The 16,061-nt window shown below is 65.3% G+C and carries 15 protein-coding genes and 1 pseudogene; 3 read left to right on the top strand and 13 right to left on the bottom strand.

What is annotated here, in order from left to right; genetic code table 11:
• Window position 1: 1 nt before the first annotated feature.
• The 5 genes from AVO45_RS01615 to capB are packed head-to-tail and all read right to left on the bottom strand — an operon-like array spanning window position 2 to window position 6,305.
• A complete protein-coding gene (locus AVO45_RS01615; RefSeq protein WP_068343829.1) occupies window positions 2-916 on the bottom strand; it encodes a branched-chain amino acid ABC transporter permease in 915 nt (304 codons plus the stop codon).
• Complete coding sequence (locus tag AVO45_RS01620; protein WP_068343831.1) at window positions 913-1,653, bottom strand: ABC transporter ATP-binding protein; 741 nt, start codon at window positions 1,651-1,653, stop codon at window positions 913-915. The genes AVO45_RS01615 and AVO45_RS01620 overlap by 4 nt, the downstream gene beginning before the upstream one ends.
• The gene (locus AVO45_RS01625) at window positions 1,653-2,402 is read right to left on the bottom strand and encodes an ABC transporter ATP-binding protein (RefSeq protein WP_068343834.1); all 750 of its coding nucleotides are present in this window, start codon (window positions 2,400-2,402) and stop codon (window positions 1,653-1,655) included. The genes AVO45_RS01620 and AVO45_RS01625 overlap by 1 nt, the downstream gene beginning before the upstream one ends.
• 3 nt (window positions 2,403-2,405) lie before the next feature.
• Window positions 2,406-4,526: a caprolactamase subunit alpha gene (gene capA / locus AVO45_RS01630; RefSeq protein WP_068343837.1), complete on the bottom strand. Its 2,121-nt coding sequence runs from the start codon at window positions 4,524-4,526 to the stop codon at window positions 2,406-2,408.
• A 27-nt stretch (window positions 4,527-4,553) separates the two neighbouring features.
• Window positions 4,554-6,305 (bottom strand): caprolactamase subunit beta, encoded by a 1,752-nt coding sequence (gene capB / locus AVO45_RS01635; RefSeq protein WP_068343841.1) that lies wholly within the window; start codon window positions 6,303-6,305, stop codon window positions 4,554-4,556.
• 275 nt (window positions 6,306-6,580) lie between these two features.
• Between capB and AVO45_RS01640 the strand changes: the two genes are divergently transcribed.
• Window positions 6,581-7,549, top strand: coding sequence for an AraC-like ligand-binding domain-containing protein (locus tag AVO45_RS01640; RefSeq protein WP_068343843.1), 969 nt, complete (start codon window positions 6,581-6,583; stop codon window positions 7,547-7,549).
• On the opposite strand, the gene AVO45_RS19615 is transcribed toward AVO45_RS01640, so the two are convergent.
• The 5 genes from AVO45_RS19615 to gabT form a co-directional block, all read right to left on the bottom strand.
• Window positions 7,497-7,736, bottom strand: coding sequence for a hypothetical protein (locus tag AVO45_RS19615; protein ID WP_157770078.1), 240 nt, complete (start codon window positions 7,734-7,736; stop codon window positions 7,497-7,499). The genes AVO45_RS01640 and AVO45_RS19615 overlap by 53 nt on opposite strands.
• Before the next feature lie 97 nt (window positions 7,737-7,833).
• On the bottom strand, window positions 7,834-8,748 hold the full coding sequence (locus AVO45_RS01645; RefSeq protein WP_068343846.1) for a phosphate acyltransferase: 915 nt from the start codon (window positions 8,746-8,748) through the stop codon (window positions 7,834-7,836).
• Window positions 8,748-9,851 (bottom strand): butyrate kinase, encoded by a 1,104-nt coding sequence (gene buk / locus AVO45_RS01650; protein WP_068343848.1) that lies wholly within the window; start codon window positions 9,849-9,851, stop codon window positions 8,748-8,750. Before buk ends, AVO45_RS01645 begins: the two co-directional genes overlap by 1 nt.
• Before the next feature lie 4 nt (window positions 9,852-9,855).
• On the bottom strand, window positions 9,856-11,286 hold the full coding sequence (locus tag AVO45_RS01655) for an aldehyde dehydrogenase family protein (RefSeq protein WP_068343859.1): 1,431 nt from the start codon (window positions 11,284-11,286) through the stop codon (window positions 9,856-9,858).
• Between the two features lie 92 nt (window positions 11,287-11,378).
• Complete coding sequence (gene gabT, locus AVO45_RS01660) at window positions 11,379-12,680, bottom strand: 4-aminobutyrate--2-oxoglutarate transaminase (RefSeq protein ID WP_068343870.1); 1,302 nt, start codon at window positions 12,678-12,680, stop codon at window positions 11,379-11,381.
• Between the two features lie 128 nt (window positions 12,681-12,808).
• On the opposite strand from gabT, the pseudogene AVO45_RS20155 reads away from it, so the two are divergent.
• Together AVO45_RS20155 and AVO45_RS01665 are read left to right on the top strand one after the other, a co-directional pair.
• A pseudogene (locus AVO45_RS20155) lies at window positions 12,809-12,988 on the top strand (helix-turn-helix domain-containing protein); the annotation flags it as partial.
• On the top strand, window positions 12,989-13,387 hold the full coding sequence (locus tag AVO45_RS01665; protein ID WP_240482062.1) for a cupin domain-containing protein: 399 nt from the start codon (window positions 12,989-12,991) through the stop codon (window positions 13,385-13,387).
• Window positions 13,388-13,436: 49 nt separating this feature from the next.
• Here the strand turns inward: AVO45_RS01665 and AVO45_RS01670 are convergent, their stop codons facing one another.
• Genes AVO45_RS01670 through ubiV form a run of 3 tightly spaced genes read right to left on the bottom strand, consistent with a single transcriptional unit; the run spans window position 13,437 to window position 16,060 of the window.
• Entirely contained in the window at window positions 13,437-13,958 is a 522-nt protein-coding gene (locus AVO45_RS01670) for a DUF2478 domain-containing protein (RefSeq protein WP_068343885.1), read from the bottom strand.
• 12 nt (window positions 13,959-13,970) lie between these two features.
• Window positions 13,971-15,182 (bottom strand): NnrS family protein, encoded by a 1,212-nt coding sequence (locus tag AVO45_RS01675; RefSeq protein ID WP_068343888.1) that lies wholly within the window; start codon window positions 15,180-15,182, stop codon window positions 13,971-13,973.
• On the bottom strand, window positions 15,155-16,060 hold the full coding sequence (gene ubiV / locus AVO45_RS01680; protein ID WP_068344672.1) for a ubiquinone anaerobic biosynthesis protein UbiV: 906 nt from the start codon (window positions 16,058-16,060) through the stop codon (window positions 15,155-15,157). The genes AVO45_RS01675 and ubiV overlap by 28 nt, the downstream gene beginning before the upstream one ends.
• Window position 16,061: the final 1 nt, after the last annotated feature.

Raw genomic sequence — 16,061 nt, forward strand, 5'->3', positions numbered from 1 at the left:
GTCAGACCCTCGGCTTGGCAGAGGCGGGAACGAACAGGCCCTGCGGGCGAACCAGCAGGCAGACGATCACCAGCGAATAGAGAAAGGCGTCGCGGAAGGGGCGCGCGTCGAGCGGCAGAAAGGCCTGCAACAGCACAGAGGCGGCTCCGATCAGGAACCCGGCGGCCACCGCACCGGGCAGCGAGCCCAGCCCGCCGATCACGGTTGCGATGAAGGCGACCAGCATGATCTGCCCGCCCATCCGCACGTCGGCCACGCCCGTTTGCGTGGCCATGATCAGTGCCACGGCGGCGGCCAGCGCGCCGGACAGGGCGAAGGCTCCGGTGATGACCACATTGGCCTTCACGCCCAGCAGTCGCGCCATGGTGAAGTTCTCGGCCGCCGCCCGCATCTCGAGCCCCAGCCGGGTTTTCTTCAGCAGTCCCGCCAGTCCCGCGACCACCAGGAGCGTGGTCAGAATGACGATGAGTTGCAGCAGCGGCACGTCGGCCCCCACGATCGCGACGGGGGTATTGAGTTCGGGCCAGAGGCTGATCGCCTTGGGGCGCCCGCCATAGATGGCCAGCAGCGCGTTGCGGATCACGAATCCCAGAGCGAAGGACGAGATCATCATCGCCACCGGGTCCGCCCGCCGCAAATGCCGGAACACGGCATATTCCGAAGCGATCGCGATTGCCGCGCCAAGTGAAAGCACCAGCGGCACGAGCAGCAGCGCCGGGGCACGGCCGAGGAGCATAACGGCCACGGCGTCGGTTGACGGGACGATCAGGGCAAAGACGCAGAAGGCGATGTATTCGCCATGAGCGAAATTCACCAGGTTCATCACACCGAAGATCAGCGCGATGCCGAGCGCGGCCATGGCGTAGAGACCGCCCAGCGAAGCCGCGTCGAAAAAGAGTTGGGCGAGATTGGTCATGCCACCTCCTCCGCTTCCGGTTGGGTGTTGCCGAAATAGGCCTGCGCCAGCGCATCGCGGTCAGCCATGTCGGCGGCATTGCCCTCGCCGACGATCCGGCCGCCCCGCATCAGCACCATGCGGCCGCCGACACGGGCCGCGCGCAACGAGCTCTGCTCGACGATGAGCAGGGTCAGGCCGCGTTCCTCCTGCAGCGCGACCAGCGTGTCATAGACCTGATCGACGATTTTCGGGGCCAGCCCCAGCGAAGGCTCGTCCACCATCATCAGTTTGGGATTGGTCATCAGCGCCCGCCCGATGGCGAGCATCTGCTGCTGGCCGCCCGACAGCGCCCCTGCGGCGGCGCGGCGGCGCTCGCCGAGGATCGGGAAGGCGGCAAAGATTTCCTCGATGTCGGTCTCAACGGCCTCGGCGTCCCGGCGGATGCCGGTGCCGACACGCAGGTTTTCCTCTACCGTCAGGCTGCCGAAGATCTCGCGCCCCTCGGGCACCATCGACAGGCCGAGCCGGGCGATGGCCTCGGGTGCGCGGCCGGTCAGCAGGTCGCCGTCCATCTCGATCCGGCCATGGGTGGTGGGCACCCTGCCGCAGATCGCATTGAGGAGGGAGGATTTGCCGGCGCCGTTCGGCCCCGCGATGAAGACCCGCTCGCCCTCTTCGAGGTGAAAGGTCAGGTCGGTGATCGCCGGCACCTTGCCATAGCGCACGGATATGTCGAAAACGCCAAGCTTGGACATCACGCGGCCTCCTGATCGGCGCCGAAATAGGCGTCGCGCACCCGCTGGCTTGCGGTTATGGCTGCGCGGTTGCCCTCTTCGATGAGTTGCCCTGCGTCGAGCACGTAGACATGGCTGGTGACCGACAGGACCAGCTCGACATTGTGCTCGATCAGCAGCACGCCGGTCCCCAGTTCCTCGGCGACCCGGCGGATGAGACCGGCCAGATCGGCGGCCTCGGTCTCGGACATGCCGGCGGCGGGTTCGTCGAGCAGCAGAAAGGCCGGCGCGAACATCAGCGCGCGGGCGATGCCGACGCGGCGCTCGTCGGTATAGGGCAGGCCAGCCGCGGGCTTCTCGGCCAGATGCGGCACTTCCATCCAGTCGAGGATGCGCAGCGCCTCGACCTCGGAAGCATGGCGGGAATGCCCCAGCCCGACACCGGTGACCGCAAGGTTGTCCAGCACGTCGAGCCCGGTGAAAAGCCGCCCGGCCTGAAAGGTGCGGGCGACCCCCTCGCGGCGCAGCGCATGCGCCGCGAGGTTGCCGATGTTGCGTTCACCCAGCTTCACGGTGCCGGTCGTCGGGGCCTGAAACCCGGTCAGCACGTTGACCATGGTGGTCTTTCCGGCACCGTTCGGCCCGATCAGCCCATGCACCGCGCCCGGGGTGATGGTGAGGGAGACATCGGTCAGCGCCTTGAAGCCGCCGAAAGCCACCGTCACCCCGGTCGCGGACAGGGAAGGCCCGTTATGCACCCTGGCGCGCATCTCTCACGCCTCGACCAGTTCTTTCGCCGGCTCCGCCTGCAGCGCAGGCTGATCGACGGTCAGGACATAGGTGCCGGTCTCGTGCAGGCTGACGGTCCAGCCCGGCTCGACGACGATGGTGGTGGTCACTTCTTCGATCACCGCCGGACCGTGCAGCGTGTCGCCCGCGCCCAGCACCGAGCCATCATAGACCGGCGTGTTCTGGGCGATGCCATCGGCGTTGAACACCATCTCGCGATGTCCCTTCAACGCGGCGGCGGCACCCCGGCCGGGGGCGATGTGCATGCGTTCAGGCTTGGCCACGTGGCCGGTGATCGCGCTTTCGACGTTCACCACCTCGACGGCGTTGTGCGGCTCGTCATAGGTGTAGAGTTCCTTGTGACGGGCATGGAACGCGGCCTTGATGTCCTCGAGCGACGCCTCAGTGACCTCGAACGGGCCGATTTCCACGGTGCATTCGTGCACCTGGCCGACATAACGCATATCCAGCGTGCGGCTGATCGAGATTTCCGCATCGGAAAATCCGTCGCCGGCAAGGTCCTCGCGGCCCCGCGCCTCGAGCCCGTTGAAAAGATCATCGAGGGTTTTGGCCGCCTCGGCGCCCTGCAGGCGCAGCGGGGCAGGAGCCATGTAGTTGTACTTCACGTCCGAGATGATCTGGCCGTAGGCGCATAGCCCCGAGGCGAGCTTGTTGATCAGCACCTTCGAGATGCCCATCTCGCGCGCCAGCGCGGTGATGTGCGCCCCCGTGGCGCCGCCTGCGCCCATCAGCACGAAATCGCGCGGGTCGTAGCCCCGTTCGACCGAAACCCGCCGGATCGCGTTCACCATGTTGTTGTTGACGATGGTGAACATGCCATAGGCGGCTTTCTCGACACTGATCCCCAGCGGGTCGGCGAGATGGGTCCTGATCGCCGCGCGGGCCTTTTCCAGATCCAGCGGCAGGCGGCCACCGACAAGGCCGTCGGCGTTGAGATAGCCCAGCACGAGGTTGGCGTCGGTGGTGGTCGGGCGTTCGCCGCCCTGCCCATAGCAGGCCGGGCCAGGCTCGGAGCCCGCCGATTGGGGCCCCATCTGCATCAGTCCCATGTCATCGATCCAGCCGATCGAGCCGCCCCCGGCGCCCAGCGTCTCCACCTGGATCATCGGGATGCCGATGCGATAGCGCAGGAAGTCGATGTTCTTGTTGACGTTGGCCTTGCCGTCCTTGGTCAGGGTGATGTCGAACGAGGTTCCGCCCATGTCGCAGGTGATGATGTTCTGCTCGCCCCAGGGCTTGCCCACGTCCAGCGCCGCCTGCGGCGCCGAGGCCGGGCCGGAGTTGATCGCATAGACGGACTGGTCGGTGACGACCTTGCCCAGCGCCAGACCACCATTCGACTGGAAGTAGCGGACGGGGTGTTTCGAGCCCAGTTCTCGGAAATAGGCGTCGATCGCCTCGACATAGCGTTGCAGGATCGGCGCCAGATAGGCGTTGACGATGGCGGTCGAGGTGCGGGTGTATTCGCGCACCTGCGGATAGAGCTGGCTGCCGATGGTCAGGCGCACATCCGGCATCATCTCGCGCACGATCTCGGCCGCGCGGTTCTCGTGTTCGGGGTGCAGCACCGACCAGACGAAACTGACGGCGACCGATTCGACGCCTTCGGCGATGAAATACCGGCAGGCCTCGCGCACGTCGTCCTCGTTGAGCGGCGCCTTGACCGAACCGTCCGAGATCACCCGCTCGCGGATTCCCTTGCGCAGGTGGCGCGGCACCAGCATGGTCGCGGGCGGATAGTCGGGGTCATAGCGATAGCCGTCTTCCTTGTGGCCCAGGCGGATCTCGATGCTGTCCTCGTGGCCCTTGGTGGCGATGAGGCCGGTCTTGGCCCCGGTATGGGTGATCAGCGCATTGAGGCCGACGGTGGTGCCGTTGATGCAGAGATCGGAGTTCGAGACGATTTCTTCCGCGCTCAGGCCGGTTTCCTCGGTGATCAGCTGCAGGCCGTTGCGGATGGCCTTGGTCGGCTCGGTCGGTGTCGAGAGCACCTTGAAGATCCGGACCGAGCCCTGCGCGTCGGCGAGGATGAAATCGGTAAAGGTGCCTCCGGCGTCGATGCCCAGACGATATTTGCTACGCATGGGGAAATTCCTTTCGTATCAGGTGGTTCAAGCGGCCGCGCGGGCCTTGGCCGTCGCGGCCTCGTCGACGGTGAGGGTTTCGGGGTCGGCAATGACGACGCCGTAATCGAGCCGCGCGCCTTCGATGGAAACGAGTCCGTTTCGGATGTCGGCCACCACCTTCTGCACGTCACGCTCGAACGGGTTGCCATAGCCGCCGCCGCCGGGGTTGATATTCGCCGCGCGCTCGCCCGGACGGATGGTCTCGATCACGTTGTCGGTGATGACCTGCGTCTCGCCATTGCGGGTGACTTCCAGGCGGCCGACCTTCTTCTCGACCATGGCCGACTGCGCGCCAGCCGCGCCCATTGCCGGAATGCGGCGGCCTTCGCCGAAGGTGACCAGCGTCATGTCACGATCCAGCGGCTCGACCTCCCAGCGGGTGCCCGAGCCGCCGCGGAACTTGCCGGCGCCGCCCGAGTCCGTCATCAGCCCGTATTCGTGGATGACGATCGGGTAGGAATGTTCCAGCATCTCGATGTCGCCCGAGGTCAGCGCGCCAAAACAGCATTCCGGGCCGCAGGCGTGCCAGCCATCCTGGCTGGCGGTGGCGCCGGCGCCCGAGATGATCGAGGCGAGCACCATGGTGACGTATTCCTCGTCGTGGCGCGTGTCCCAACCGGCGATGTTGCAGCCATTGGCATGCCCCCACGAGGCCGACACCTTGTGGGGCGCTGCCTGCTCGAAGGCCAGCCGCACGGCGTCGGTCAGCGTCTCCATCGGGGTGGTGGTGCAGTTCATGTGCGGGGCAGGGGGCTTGGCGTTGCACAGTGTGCCCTTGGGCCCCATGTCCACCGTCACGTTGCGATAGAGCCCTTCGTTGTAGGGCGGCGGCAACTGGGCGAACATCATCAGGCCGAGATAGACACCGGAATAGCTGTTGCCCTCGTAGGAGTTGATGAAATAGGGGATCTGCGGCGGGCTCTCGATCTCGATGTGGCAGCTCTCGCCTTTGATCGTGACCGTTGCGGTGATGTCGAAATCGCCAAATCCATGGCCGGCGTCTTCGAGCACCGCCGTGCCCCTGTAGCTGCCGTCGGGCACCTTGGCGATCAGGCTGTTCATGTGCCGGTTCGCCATCGACAGCAGTTCCTCGATGCAGTCCTGCACCGTGTCCTTGCCGTATTTGTCCATCAGCGCGATCAGGTTGCGGGCGCCGACCTGGCAGGCGCCGATCAGCGCGTTGAAGTCGCCCTCCTGATCGCGGCGGGCCCGCATGTTCGTGAGCAACAGGTTCAATACGTCATCGCGCGGCACGCCCTTGTCCCAGATCTTGACCGGCGGGATGCGCAGGCCCTCGGCAAAGATCTCCTTGGCCTCGGGGTTGTAGCCTGCGGGAACCGGGCCGCCGATATCGGTCAGGTGTCCCTTGCACACGGTCCAGAACACCAGCTCGCCCTCGTAGAACACCGGGTAGTACATGCAGGTGTCGATGATGTGGCTGCCCGCATAGTCGGGGTCGTTGTGCAGGATCAGGTCGCCCTCGTGGATGTCGCCTGCAAAGAACTTGTCCACCGCCTTCATCGCCGGGATCAGCGAGCCGAGGTGGATCGGAATGTCCTGCCCCTGCAGGATCATTTCGGGCGTGTGGTTGAACAGCGCGGTCGAATAGTCATGCGCCAGGTTGAAGACGGAACTGCGCGCGGTCTTTTCCAGCGCCAGCGTCATTTCACGTTGCGTTGTCTCCAGAACGCCTCTCACCACCGAAAGCGTGATCGGGTCGACTTGTCTTGCTGTCATCGGTTCTTGGTCCTCTGCTTGGGTGCAAAGGGCCCGCCGGCGGGGTGTTGGACTCTCCTCCCGATCCGGCGTGCTCCTCCTGCACGTCGATCTCGACAAACAGGATTGCCGAACGTCCGCGCAGCGGTCTTGACGATCCGTGCACAAGCGATTGACGGGCGGCGCAGGAAAATTTGTCGCTCAGCGCAGGAAGGTTTGACGGACAGCGCAGCACGGCTGAAATCCTTTGGCCTGCGTGTGGTTTGCAGTTAACCTTGGGTCAGGGAGGACGAGAAATGACCGCCGAGCTTCGCTTCTCGACGGCTGCGACAGAGCCGCAGCACCGTTCCAGTCGTTGGAACGCGGTGATCTGCGAGTCCTATTTTCCCCTGGAGTTGCAGTTCCACGACCCGATGCATTTCAATGGTCGGCTGACCCGGAAATCGCTGGGCCATGTGGGCATGTCGCGCCTGACATCCGATCCGGTGAACTACGAGCGCCGCCGCTCGCACATCCGCGAGGCGCGCGAAGAGGAATACCTGGTGACCCTGCCGCGCACGAGCTCGGTCGAGTTCCGGCAACTGGGCCGGGACGTGCGGTGCGACCCGGGCGGTTTCATCATCGAACGCGGCGACGAGCCCTACCGGTTCTTCTACGAACGGCCCAACGACCTGTTCGTTCTCAAGGTCAGCCGCAAGGCGCTGTCCGAGCGCGTCCGCCAGCCCGACCGGTTCTGCGCCCGGGTGATCGACGCAACGACCGGAACCGCCGGTCTGTTCGCGACGATGGTCAACCACGCGCAAAGCCAGATCGACACGTTGTCGGTCGCGTCCTGCGAGACGATCGGGCGGCAATTGCTGGAATTGCTGGGGTTGGCGCTGAACGATGCAGCCGACGCCGGGGACAGCGGGTTTTCCTCGGTGCGTGCGGCGCATCTGACGCGGGTCGAGCGTTTCATTCGTGAAAATCTGAAGAACCCGGAATTGTCGCCCGACCTGATTTCCGAGGCCTGCGGCATTTCCAAACGGTATCTTCATGACCTGTTCAAGGATGTGAACGGCACCGTCAGCCAGCAGATCCGCGATCAGCGCCTGATCGCGGCGCGCGACCGGCTTGAGGCCTCGCGCGATCTGCCGATCTCTGAGGTTGCCTATCGGTTCAGCTTTGCCGATCAGGCCCAGTTCTCGCGCCTGTTCAAGGCAAAGTTCGGGGTCACGCCGTCCGAGTTCCAGCGCAACCCCAATTGCATTCAACAGCGGGATTGACCGGCACGGTCTCGACCGGGGCCGAACCGCCTTCGCCGGCTGCGGCGGCAGAGCCATCGGCGGCCAGAAGGGTCACGTCGCCCAGGGCCTGGGACCGGGCCTCATCCGTCAACTGGCCCTTGGCGACCTGACGCGCGGTGTCGGGGTCGATCCGCGCCCGTGCCTTGGACGGCGCATCCTGGGACAAGTCGTCGAGGAGGTTCGTCGCCGGACGTCGCAAAGAAAAGACATGTGCGGTGCCATTGCCATCAGCCCGGCGCCGATCACGCCGACGGTCTGGATGGTCATGCCCGTTTTCCCGCCAGAACCGCTGTCGCCAGCAACAGCGCGTTGACCCGGCGCTGGGCCGAGTCCGAGCGGGAGTTCAAAAGAACCGGAACCCTGGCCCCCAGAACGATGGAGCCGGTCCGGGCGTCGCCGTGATATTTCCAGGCCTTGGCAACCGCATTGGCCGCGTCGATGGTCGGGAACAGCAGCAGATCCGCCGATCCGGCGGCGGGCATGTCCTGCAGCCCCTTGGTCCGCGCCGCATCGGGCGAGATGGCCACGTCATAGCCCATTGGCCCCCCGACCTGAAAACCGTTGAGGAGACCGGACCGGCTCTCTCGGGCCAGCGTTTCGGCATCCCGCGTGGCCGGCAGCGCATCCGAGGATTTTTCGGTCGCGCAGACTGCCGCGACCCTGACCGGTGAGACTCCGAGGCCGCGGAACAGCGCCTCGGTATTGAGAACGATCTGCCGTTTCTGGTCCAGATCCGGCACGGGCAGGATGCCGTTGTCAGTCGCGGCGATCAGCCGGTCCATCGAGGGCATCTCGGCCACGGTGACATTCGACAGCACCCCGCCGGTCCTCAGGCCGGTTTCGCGATCGACCACCGCGCGCAGATACGAGGTGCTGTCAACTTGCCCCTTCATCAGAACATCGCCCAGCCCCTCGCGAATTGCCGCGACGGCCTCGCGCGCGCAGGCTTGCGGGCCTTCGGCTCTGCGAAACGTGACGGTGTCGGGCAGCGGTGCGGGGAACAGTGGGGTCATGACATCGGGATCACCGGTGACAACGGCGCTGGCCACCAGCCCGTCGCCGATCAATGTCATGACCGCCGAGGCAATCTCGGGCGCCTCGCCGCCTGCCACCGCCAGACGCAGAGGCCCGCGTTTCAGCGCGGCGGCGCGCAGATCGTCAAAGCTGCGCAGGGTCATCACGCCACCTGCCTTTCTGTAACGACGGGCCATTTCAGAGGCGTTTCGACGCCGGTCACGGCCCGCGCCGCGCCTTCGGCCAGCGCGCGGCATTCATCGCTGCCCGGATAGACATGGATCGGAGCCAGACGCGACAGCTTGTCGGTCAGGTAGCCGGTGACGCGGGCGCTGTTGGACAGGCCGCCGGTCAGGATTATCCCGTCGAGATCGAAGGAGGCGACCGAGGCCATGGCTCCGACCGCCTTGGCGGTCTGATACAGCATGGCTTCGAAGACGAGCGCCGCCTTCTTGTCGCCGCCTTCGATCATCGCCTCGACCCGGCGGATGTCCTTGGTGCCGAGCAGCCCGAAAACACCGCCCCCGCCGTAGAGTTTCGAGAGCAGTTCCTCGCGACTGTACTTGCCCGAGTAGCACAGATCGATCAGAGGCAGAGGCGGCAACCCGCCAGCCCGTTCCGGCGTGAACGGAGAGATTTCCATCCGGTTGGAGCTGTCGACCAGCCGCCCGTTCAGCAGGGCCGCGATGGAAAAGCCCGCCCCGAGATGGGCGACGACCGCGCGCAATTCGTCGAAGGGTTTGTTCAGGTCCCGCGCCAGCCGGCGGCCACAGGCCCGGATGTTCAGCGCGTGAACGAAGGAGAAGCGCGGGATTTCCTCGAAACCCGACTCCCGCGCCACGGGGGACAGTTCATCGACGCTCACCGGGTCCACGACGAAGGCCGGCGCGCCGTGCTGGCTGGCGAGTGTGTAGGCCAGCGGCGCGCCCAGATTGCTGGCATGGTGGTAGACCGGGTTGTGCAGGGCGAACTCGACGAGGGCCGGGTTGACCTCGATGACACCCGCCGGAACCGGCGTCAACATACCGCCACGACCTGCGCAGGCCAGAAGTTCGTAGTTGCCAAGATGTTCTGCGAGGAACGCCTCGACTTGAGCTGCCCGGAACCCGAGTTGCGATGCGATGGTCGGGAAACCTGCCATCATGGATTCGTCATGGTCGAGCGTCTGTTCGGCGATCACCTCGACTTGGCTGCGCGATACCGCGTAGAGCGCGCAGCGGGTCGTTGTGGTGCCGGGATTGATGGCAAGAATGGCGTTCTGAGACATCGGTTCACCCCGCGAACTCGTAGGCCGTCTTGACGGCGGTGTAGAACTCGGCGGCATAGCGCCCCTGTTCGCGCTGGCCGTAGGACGAGCCCTTTCGGCCGCCGAAGGGCACGTGATAGTCCACACCCGCCGTCGGAAGGTTGACCATCACCATCCCCGCGGCGGACCGGCGGCGGAATTCCCGCGCGTGCCTGAGGCTTGTGGTGCAGATGCCCGAGCTCAGACCGAACTCGGTGTCGTTGGCCACCGTCAGGGCCTCGTCGAAATCCTCCACCTTGATGACGCTGGCGCAGGGGCCAAAGATTTCTTCTCGGCTCGACCGCATGGCGTTGGTGGCGTTCAGGAACAGGGCCGGGCGCTGGAAATAGCCCTCGGTTTCCCCGTTCAGACGTTCGCCGCCGATCACCTCGGCGCCTTCGGCGCGGGCGAGCTCGACATAGGCCAGGTTGTTTTGCAACTGGCCCTCGGACACCACCGGCCCGATCTGGGTGTTCGCATCCAGCGGGTTGCCCACCCGCAGGGCCTGCGAATGCGCGGTGAGCTGCTCGACAAAGGCGTCGTGGATGCCCGCCTGCACGATCAGGCGCGACGAGGCGGTGCAGCGCTGACCGGTCGAGTAGAAAGCACCATTCAGGCAGGCCTCGACAGCGACATCCAGATCGGCGTCATCCAGAACCACCATCGGGTTCTTGCCGCCCATTTCAAGCTGGACCTTCTTCAATCCCCTGGCCGCCTCGACCGCCAGCGCCCGCCCGACGGGAACCGAGCCGGTGAAGGAAATCGCGTCGATTTCGGGGTGTTTCACCATGGCGTCGCCGACCACCGATCCGCGGCCCATCACCAGGTTGAACACGCCATTGGGAACCCCGGCCGACTGCAGGATCTCGGCCAGCACATGCGCCGAGCCCGGTGTCAGCTCTGCCGGTTTCATGACGACGGTGTTGCCATAGGCCAGCGCCGGGGCCAGCTTCCAGGCCGGAATGGCGATGGGGAAGTTCCATGGGGTGATCAGGCCGACCACACCCACCGGTTCGCGGGTGACCTCGACCGAGATACCGGGGCGCACGGAATTGACTGCGTCACCGCTGATCCGCAGGGCTTCGCCGGCAAAGAACCGAAAGATCTGCGCCGCGCGGATCGTCTCTCCCCTGGCCTCGGCAAGGGTCTTGCCTTCTTCGCGGGCCAACAGGGTGCCGATCTCCTCGGCGCGGGCCAGCAGTTGCTGGGCGACCGTTTCCAGCAGGTCGGCCCGCACCTGGGGGCTGACCGCCGCCCATCCCGGCAGCGCCGCGCGCGCCGCGTTCGCTGCCTTGTCCACGTCGTCGGCGGTGCCGCGCGCGTAGAGCCCGATGAGATCCGAAATGTCGGACGGGTTGCGATTCTCGGTCACGTCGGACGCGCCAAGCCATTCACCGGCAATGAGGTTCTTCTTCATCACGGAGTCTCCGAAAGTGGGGCGGGGGAAGGTGAGAGCGGAGACCTTCCCCCTGAAGCCTCGCAGGGGCACGGACACCCTGCGGAGGCGTTTCAGGCGGCTTGCGCCGTCTTGGCAATCGCTGCCTCGAGCGAAGCGTCGAGGATATCCAGCGCCTCGTCGACCTGAGCCATGGGCGTGGTCAGCGGCGGCAGCAGACGCACGACATTGGCCCGAGTGCCGCAGGGCAGGATGATCAGGCCGCGCGCCTCGGCCTCGGCCACGATCGCCTGGGTGAGCGCCGGGTCGGGCGCCCGCGTGGCGCGGTCGGTCACCAGTTCGAAGGCAATCATCGCGCCAAGGCCGCGCACATCCCCGATGGCGCTCATGCCCGGACGATCCGCGATCGCGGTCAGGCGATCCTTGATGCGCTGGCCGATTTCCTGGGCGCGGGTGCACAGCCTCTCTTCTGCGATCACGTCAAGCACGGCGTTGGCTGCCGCGACGGCCAGGGGGTTGCCGGCATAGGTGCCGCCGATGCCGCCCACCGGCGCCGCGTCCACGATCTCGGCGCGGCCGGTGACGGCCGACAGCGGGAATCCTCCGGCCAGGCCTTTGGCCATGGTCACCAGATCGGCGGCGACCCCCGCGTGTTCCATCGCGAACAACTTGCCGGTCCGCGCCATGCCGGCCTGAACCTCGTCGGCGATCAGAACGATGCCGTGGTCATCGGCGATCTTGCGCAAGGCACGAAGGAATTCGGGCGGCGCGATGTTGAAGCCGCCTTCGCCCTGAACCGGCTCGATGATGATGGCCGCGACGCGCTCGGGGTCGATGCTGGATTTCAAGAGCTGATCCAGTTGCGCCAGGCTCATTTCCGGCGTGATGCCGTGATAGGCATTCGGGAAGACCGCGTGGTGGATTTCGGGTGGCATGGCGCCGAAGGACTTCTTGTAGGGTGCAACCTTGCCGCACAGCGCCATGCCCATCAGCGTGCGTCCGTGGAACGCACCCGAAAACGCGATGATGCCCGAGCGGCCGGTATGGGCGCGGGCCATCTTGACCGCGTTCTCCACCGCTTCGGCGCCGGTGGTGACCAGCATCGTCTTCTTGTCGAAATCGCCCGGTGTCGCGGCGTTCAGCCTTTCGGCCAGATCCAGATAGGCCTCGAAGGGGGCGACGTGAAAGCAGGTATGGGTAAAGGCCTCGGCCTGAGCGGCCACGGCGGCAACGACCTTGGGGTGCCGGTGCCCCGTGTTGTTGACCGCGATCCCGGCGGCAAAGTCGATGAACCGCCTGCCGTCGACATCCCACAATTCGGCATTCTCGGCCCGCGCCGCGTAAATGCCGCGCGTCGCCACGCCAGTTGCCACGGCAGAGGCCCGGCGTTGTTTGAGTTCATCAGTGCGAGACATTGGCGCCTCCCCCAGAGTTGCGTTGTTTTCTGAGCTTGAATAGCTCAAAATACTGAGCAACACAAAACTTTTATTTTGAGGCAAAGCAGCCTAAATTTGCCGCTGCATATATCAGGGAAGGATAACTGATGGATGAGTTCGACGTTGGGGCGAGGTTGAAAGAACTGCGTTTAAATCAAGGTCTTTCACAAAGGCAACTGGCCGAAGCGGCCGAGGTTCCCCACGGCCAGATCTCGATGGTCGAAACCAACAAGAGCAGTCCGTCGGTTGCGACATTGCGCAAGATTTTGGGCGGTCTTGGGATAACAATGTCCGAATTTTTTGAGCCGGAGGCGAATCAAGGGGGCGAGGTTTTCTTTACACCGGACCAGCTGAAAGACCTGACCTCGAGGATCTATTCGGACCGCGCCGGCACCATTGGGCGCCTGACTCTGAAACAGGTCGGGAATGCCCGCGACCTAGGTCTGCAGATCCTGCACGAAACCTATGAACCGGGCGCGGATACCGGCGCCGACATGCTGTCCCACCCGGCCACCGAAGGGGGGATCGTCATGTCCGGCGAACTGGAAGTAACGGTTGGCGACCAGGTCCGCGTTCTCAAGGCGGGTGACGCCTATCTGTTCAACTCGCTCGAGCCGCACCGGTTCCGCAACATCTCGGACCGCGTGGCAGTGGTGGTATCGGCCTGCACGCCACCTTATCTGTAGGCCCCGTTATCTGTAGGCCCCGTTCCGCAACGGCGCCGTTGGGCAGTGGTCACCGCTCGGCGTTCTCTTGCACGGTGTTCAGACACCAATCGCGGATGGCATCGGCCTCGGCGGGCAGGGTTTCGGCAAAACCGCCGGCGAAGGTGTCGAACTCGGCCCTGCTTGCGGGGCCGACACCCACCAGAACCGGGATGCCGAGTTCCAGCGCCTCACCGATCACGTTGCGGAATCCACGGCCTGCGACCTCTTCGGGGCCGAACTTGTTGAGAATGAAAATCTGGGCCTCGTGTAGCGCGCCGTTTTCGACCTGGGCCACGCTTTCGGCGATTGCGCCGGGGTCCAGCCGGCAGGCGCCCGATCCCTGGCCCAGCGACTGAGTGATCTTGATCACCGGCCCGGCAGGCAAAACGCGGACTTTCATGTCGCAGCCGTTTTCAAACTCGCTGACATGCTCCAGAACCTTGACGATGCCCGACGTGCGGACCCCCGCGGTTTCGAGCGCCTGAGCGGTTTTGCTCAGAAGCCGGTCGGTTTCTCCACGCTCAGGGGCGCTGACAACTCCGATTTTCATTTGTTCCCTCCTTCAGGATTCCGGGGCTTTCAGTGGTGTCTGTGAGCGGCGACCGCTCAGAACTGGTCTGTCGACAGGCCCAAACAGGGCGGGCAGCAGGCGCAGCGTGAAAACTAACCAACCCAGACACCAAAGCGCCCCCGACAGGGTGAGGTTCTCCGGCAGCGCGGCTCGAACACAGGTTGCAAGCCAGATCAATGCGAAACCGGAGGCGAATCCGGGGCCGGCCCGCAGACCTCCCGCTACTCGCCGGGCAGCCGCGCGGCCGGCGATGGCAAAGACCAGCCCGCCCATCGCGCCCACCGTGAGCATGTGCAGGGCATCGGTGTCTGAAATGGGCAGCGGCGCCAGTCGGGCGATGCCTGCCAGCCCAAGACCAAGGGGCAACCACAGGTAGCCCAGATGCAGCGCGACCAGCAGCGGCTCCGACAGGATCGTCGAACTGCGCCAACCGCGCATGTGCCACAGCAACAAGGCCGCGGTGATGACCGGAAGGCCGCCGGTCGGCAAGTCTAGGCCGGTGGCCTGTAATCCCATCGCAGCAACAAGTGCGATCGCGGCCGCAACCGGCAAGCGCGGGACAGGTCTTGCGCCGACATGCCCCGATTGCGCCAGCCAGCTTTCGGTGAAGGCCGGCACCAGCTTGCCGCCGACCAACGACATCAGCAGGGCGAAAACAAAGACGGCGGCATGGACGAACTCGCGCCCCACGGCCAACTCTCCCAAGGCGAGGGCCCGCAACAGCGCCGCGTCCGTGCCGGCCAGGACAATGATCGCTAAAACGAAGCCGAGTTTGGGCCAGCTTCGTGACGCCACGATCTGGCGCGTCAGCAGGGCCGCGAGACACAGGAAGTAGCTTGCCCCGGCGAGGGCCAGAACCGGCGGGGCGAGTTGCCCGGCATTGAAGGCGGCAATGCGCGCCAACAGCCACAGCAGGGTCAGGAACACGAGCGGCCTGCCGCTGACCGGCTGCTTCCCGGTCCAGCTTGGCAGGGCCGTCAACATATAGCCGCCGACAGCCGCGCCGCCGAAGCCGAACAACATCTCGTGGGCGTGCCACAATCCCGGCGATAGGACCTCTGGCGGCAGGCCCAGAGGCCATTGGGCGACGGTGGCGATGGCGCAAAGCGCGGCGGCCAGAAACAACGGTCTGAAGGGGGCGTCCCAGAACTGGCCGACCGCACCCATTTGGCGGCTCAGGCGCTGGCTTGCGCCCCGGACCATTCCGTGCCGCTTGCGCCGGTCAGGAAGCCGTCGCTCAGCCGAATGTCTGGTTGCGCCCGTTGCAGCGCCTCGGCCACGGCGCCTGCGGCCAGTTCCCCGTCCAGCCTCTTGCGCCAGAGCGCGCACAGCCCCGCAAAATCGCCGGTTTGCGGCGACAGGCGCAGGGCGGACACACCCGCATCACGCAGGGTCTCGACCTGATGATCGGCGCAGGCATGCGTATCCGACAGAGTCTGCACCCCGTTCATCGCCAGAAAACTGCGGTTCTCCAGCGTGCGCACATCCAGCCCATCGGGGTCCTCCTCGCAGGCGAACTGGCAATTGTCCTTGGTCCGGCCATGACGGCGCGCGTGATAGCAGCGCCCCGAAATCGCCAGCGGCACCCGGCCATAGCCCCAGACCTCGATCGCGACGCCCAGATCACGACCGGCCTGCGCCAATGTCCTGACTGCCTCCAACGGCAGTTCGGGAGGCAGGCAGACGCGGGTGGCGCCCATCCCCGCCAGCCAGGAAAGCGTGCTCTCGTTATAGACGTTGACCAGCGGTCCTACGGAAAACTTCGCGCCTTCGGGCAACAGGGCCAGAGCGGTCAGGTCGTTGATTTCGACTTCTACCCCCATCTCGGCCAGTTCCGCGGTCATCTTGCGCTCGCGTTTGAGTGTGACCAGCGCGAGGCTGGTCAGAACCGGCTGCTTGCCCGCCTTCTGCAGCGTGGTGATCGCCGCCGGAATGCGGTCCTGGTAGAAGGGCAGCCGTTTGGAACAGACAAGCTCGCCCAGAACGACGCGGTCCACGGGGGCCTGCGCCAGTTGGTCATAGAGAGCGGACCACGGCTCGGGTTTCCAGAAGAACTGGTTGGCTCCGACTGTCAGTTCCATG

Origin of the sequence: Ruegeria marisrubri, assembly GCF_001507595.1 — a bacterium.
In the GTDB taxonomy this organism is placed as follows: domain Bacteria; phylum Pseudomonadota; class Alphaproteobacteria; order Rhodobacterales; family Rhodobacteraceae; genus Ruegeria; species Ruegeria marisrubri.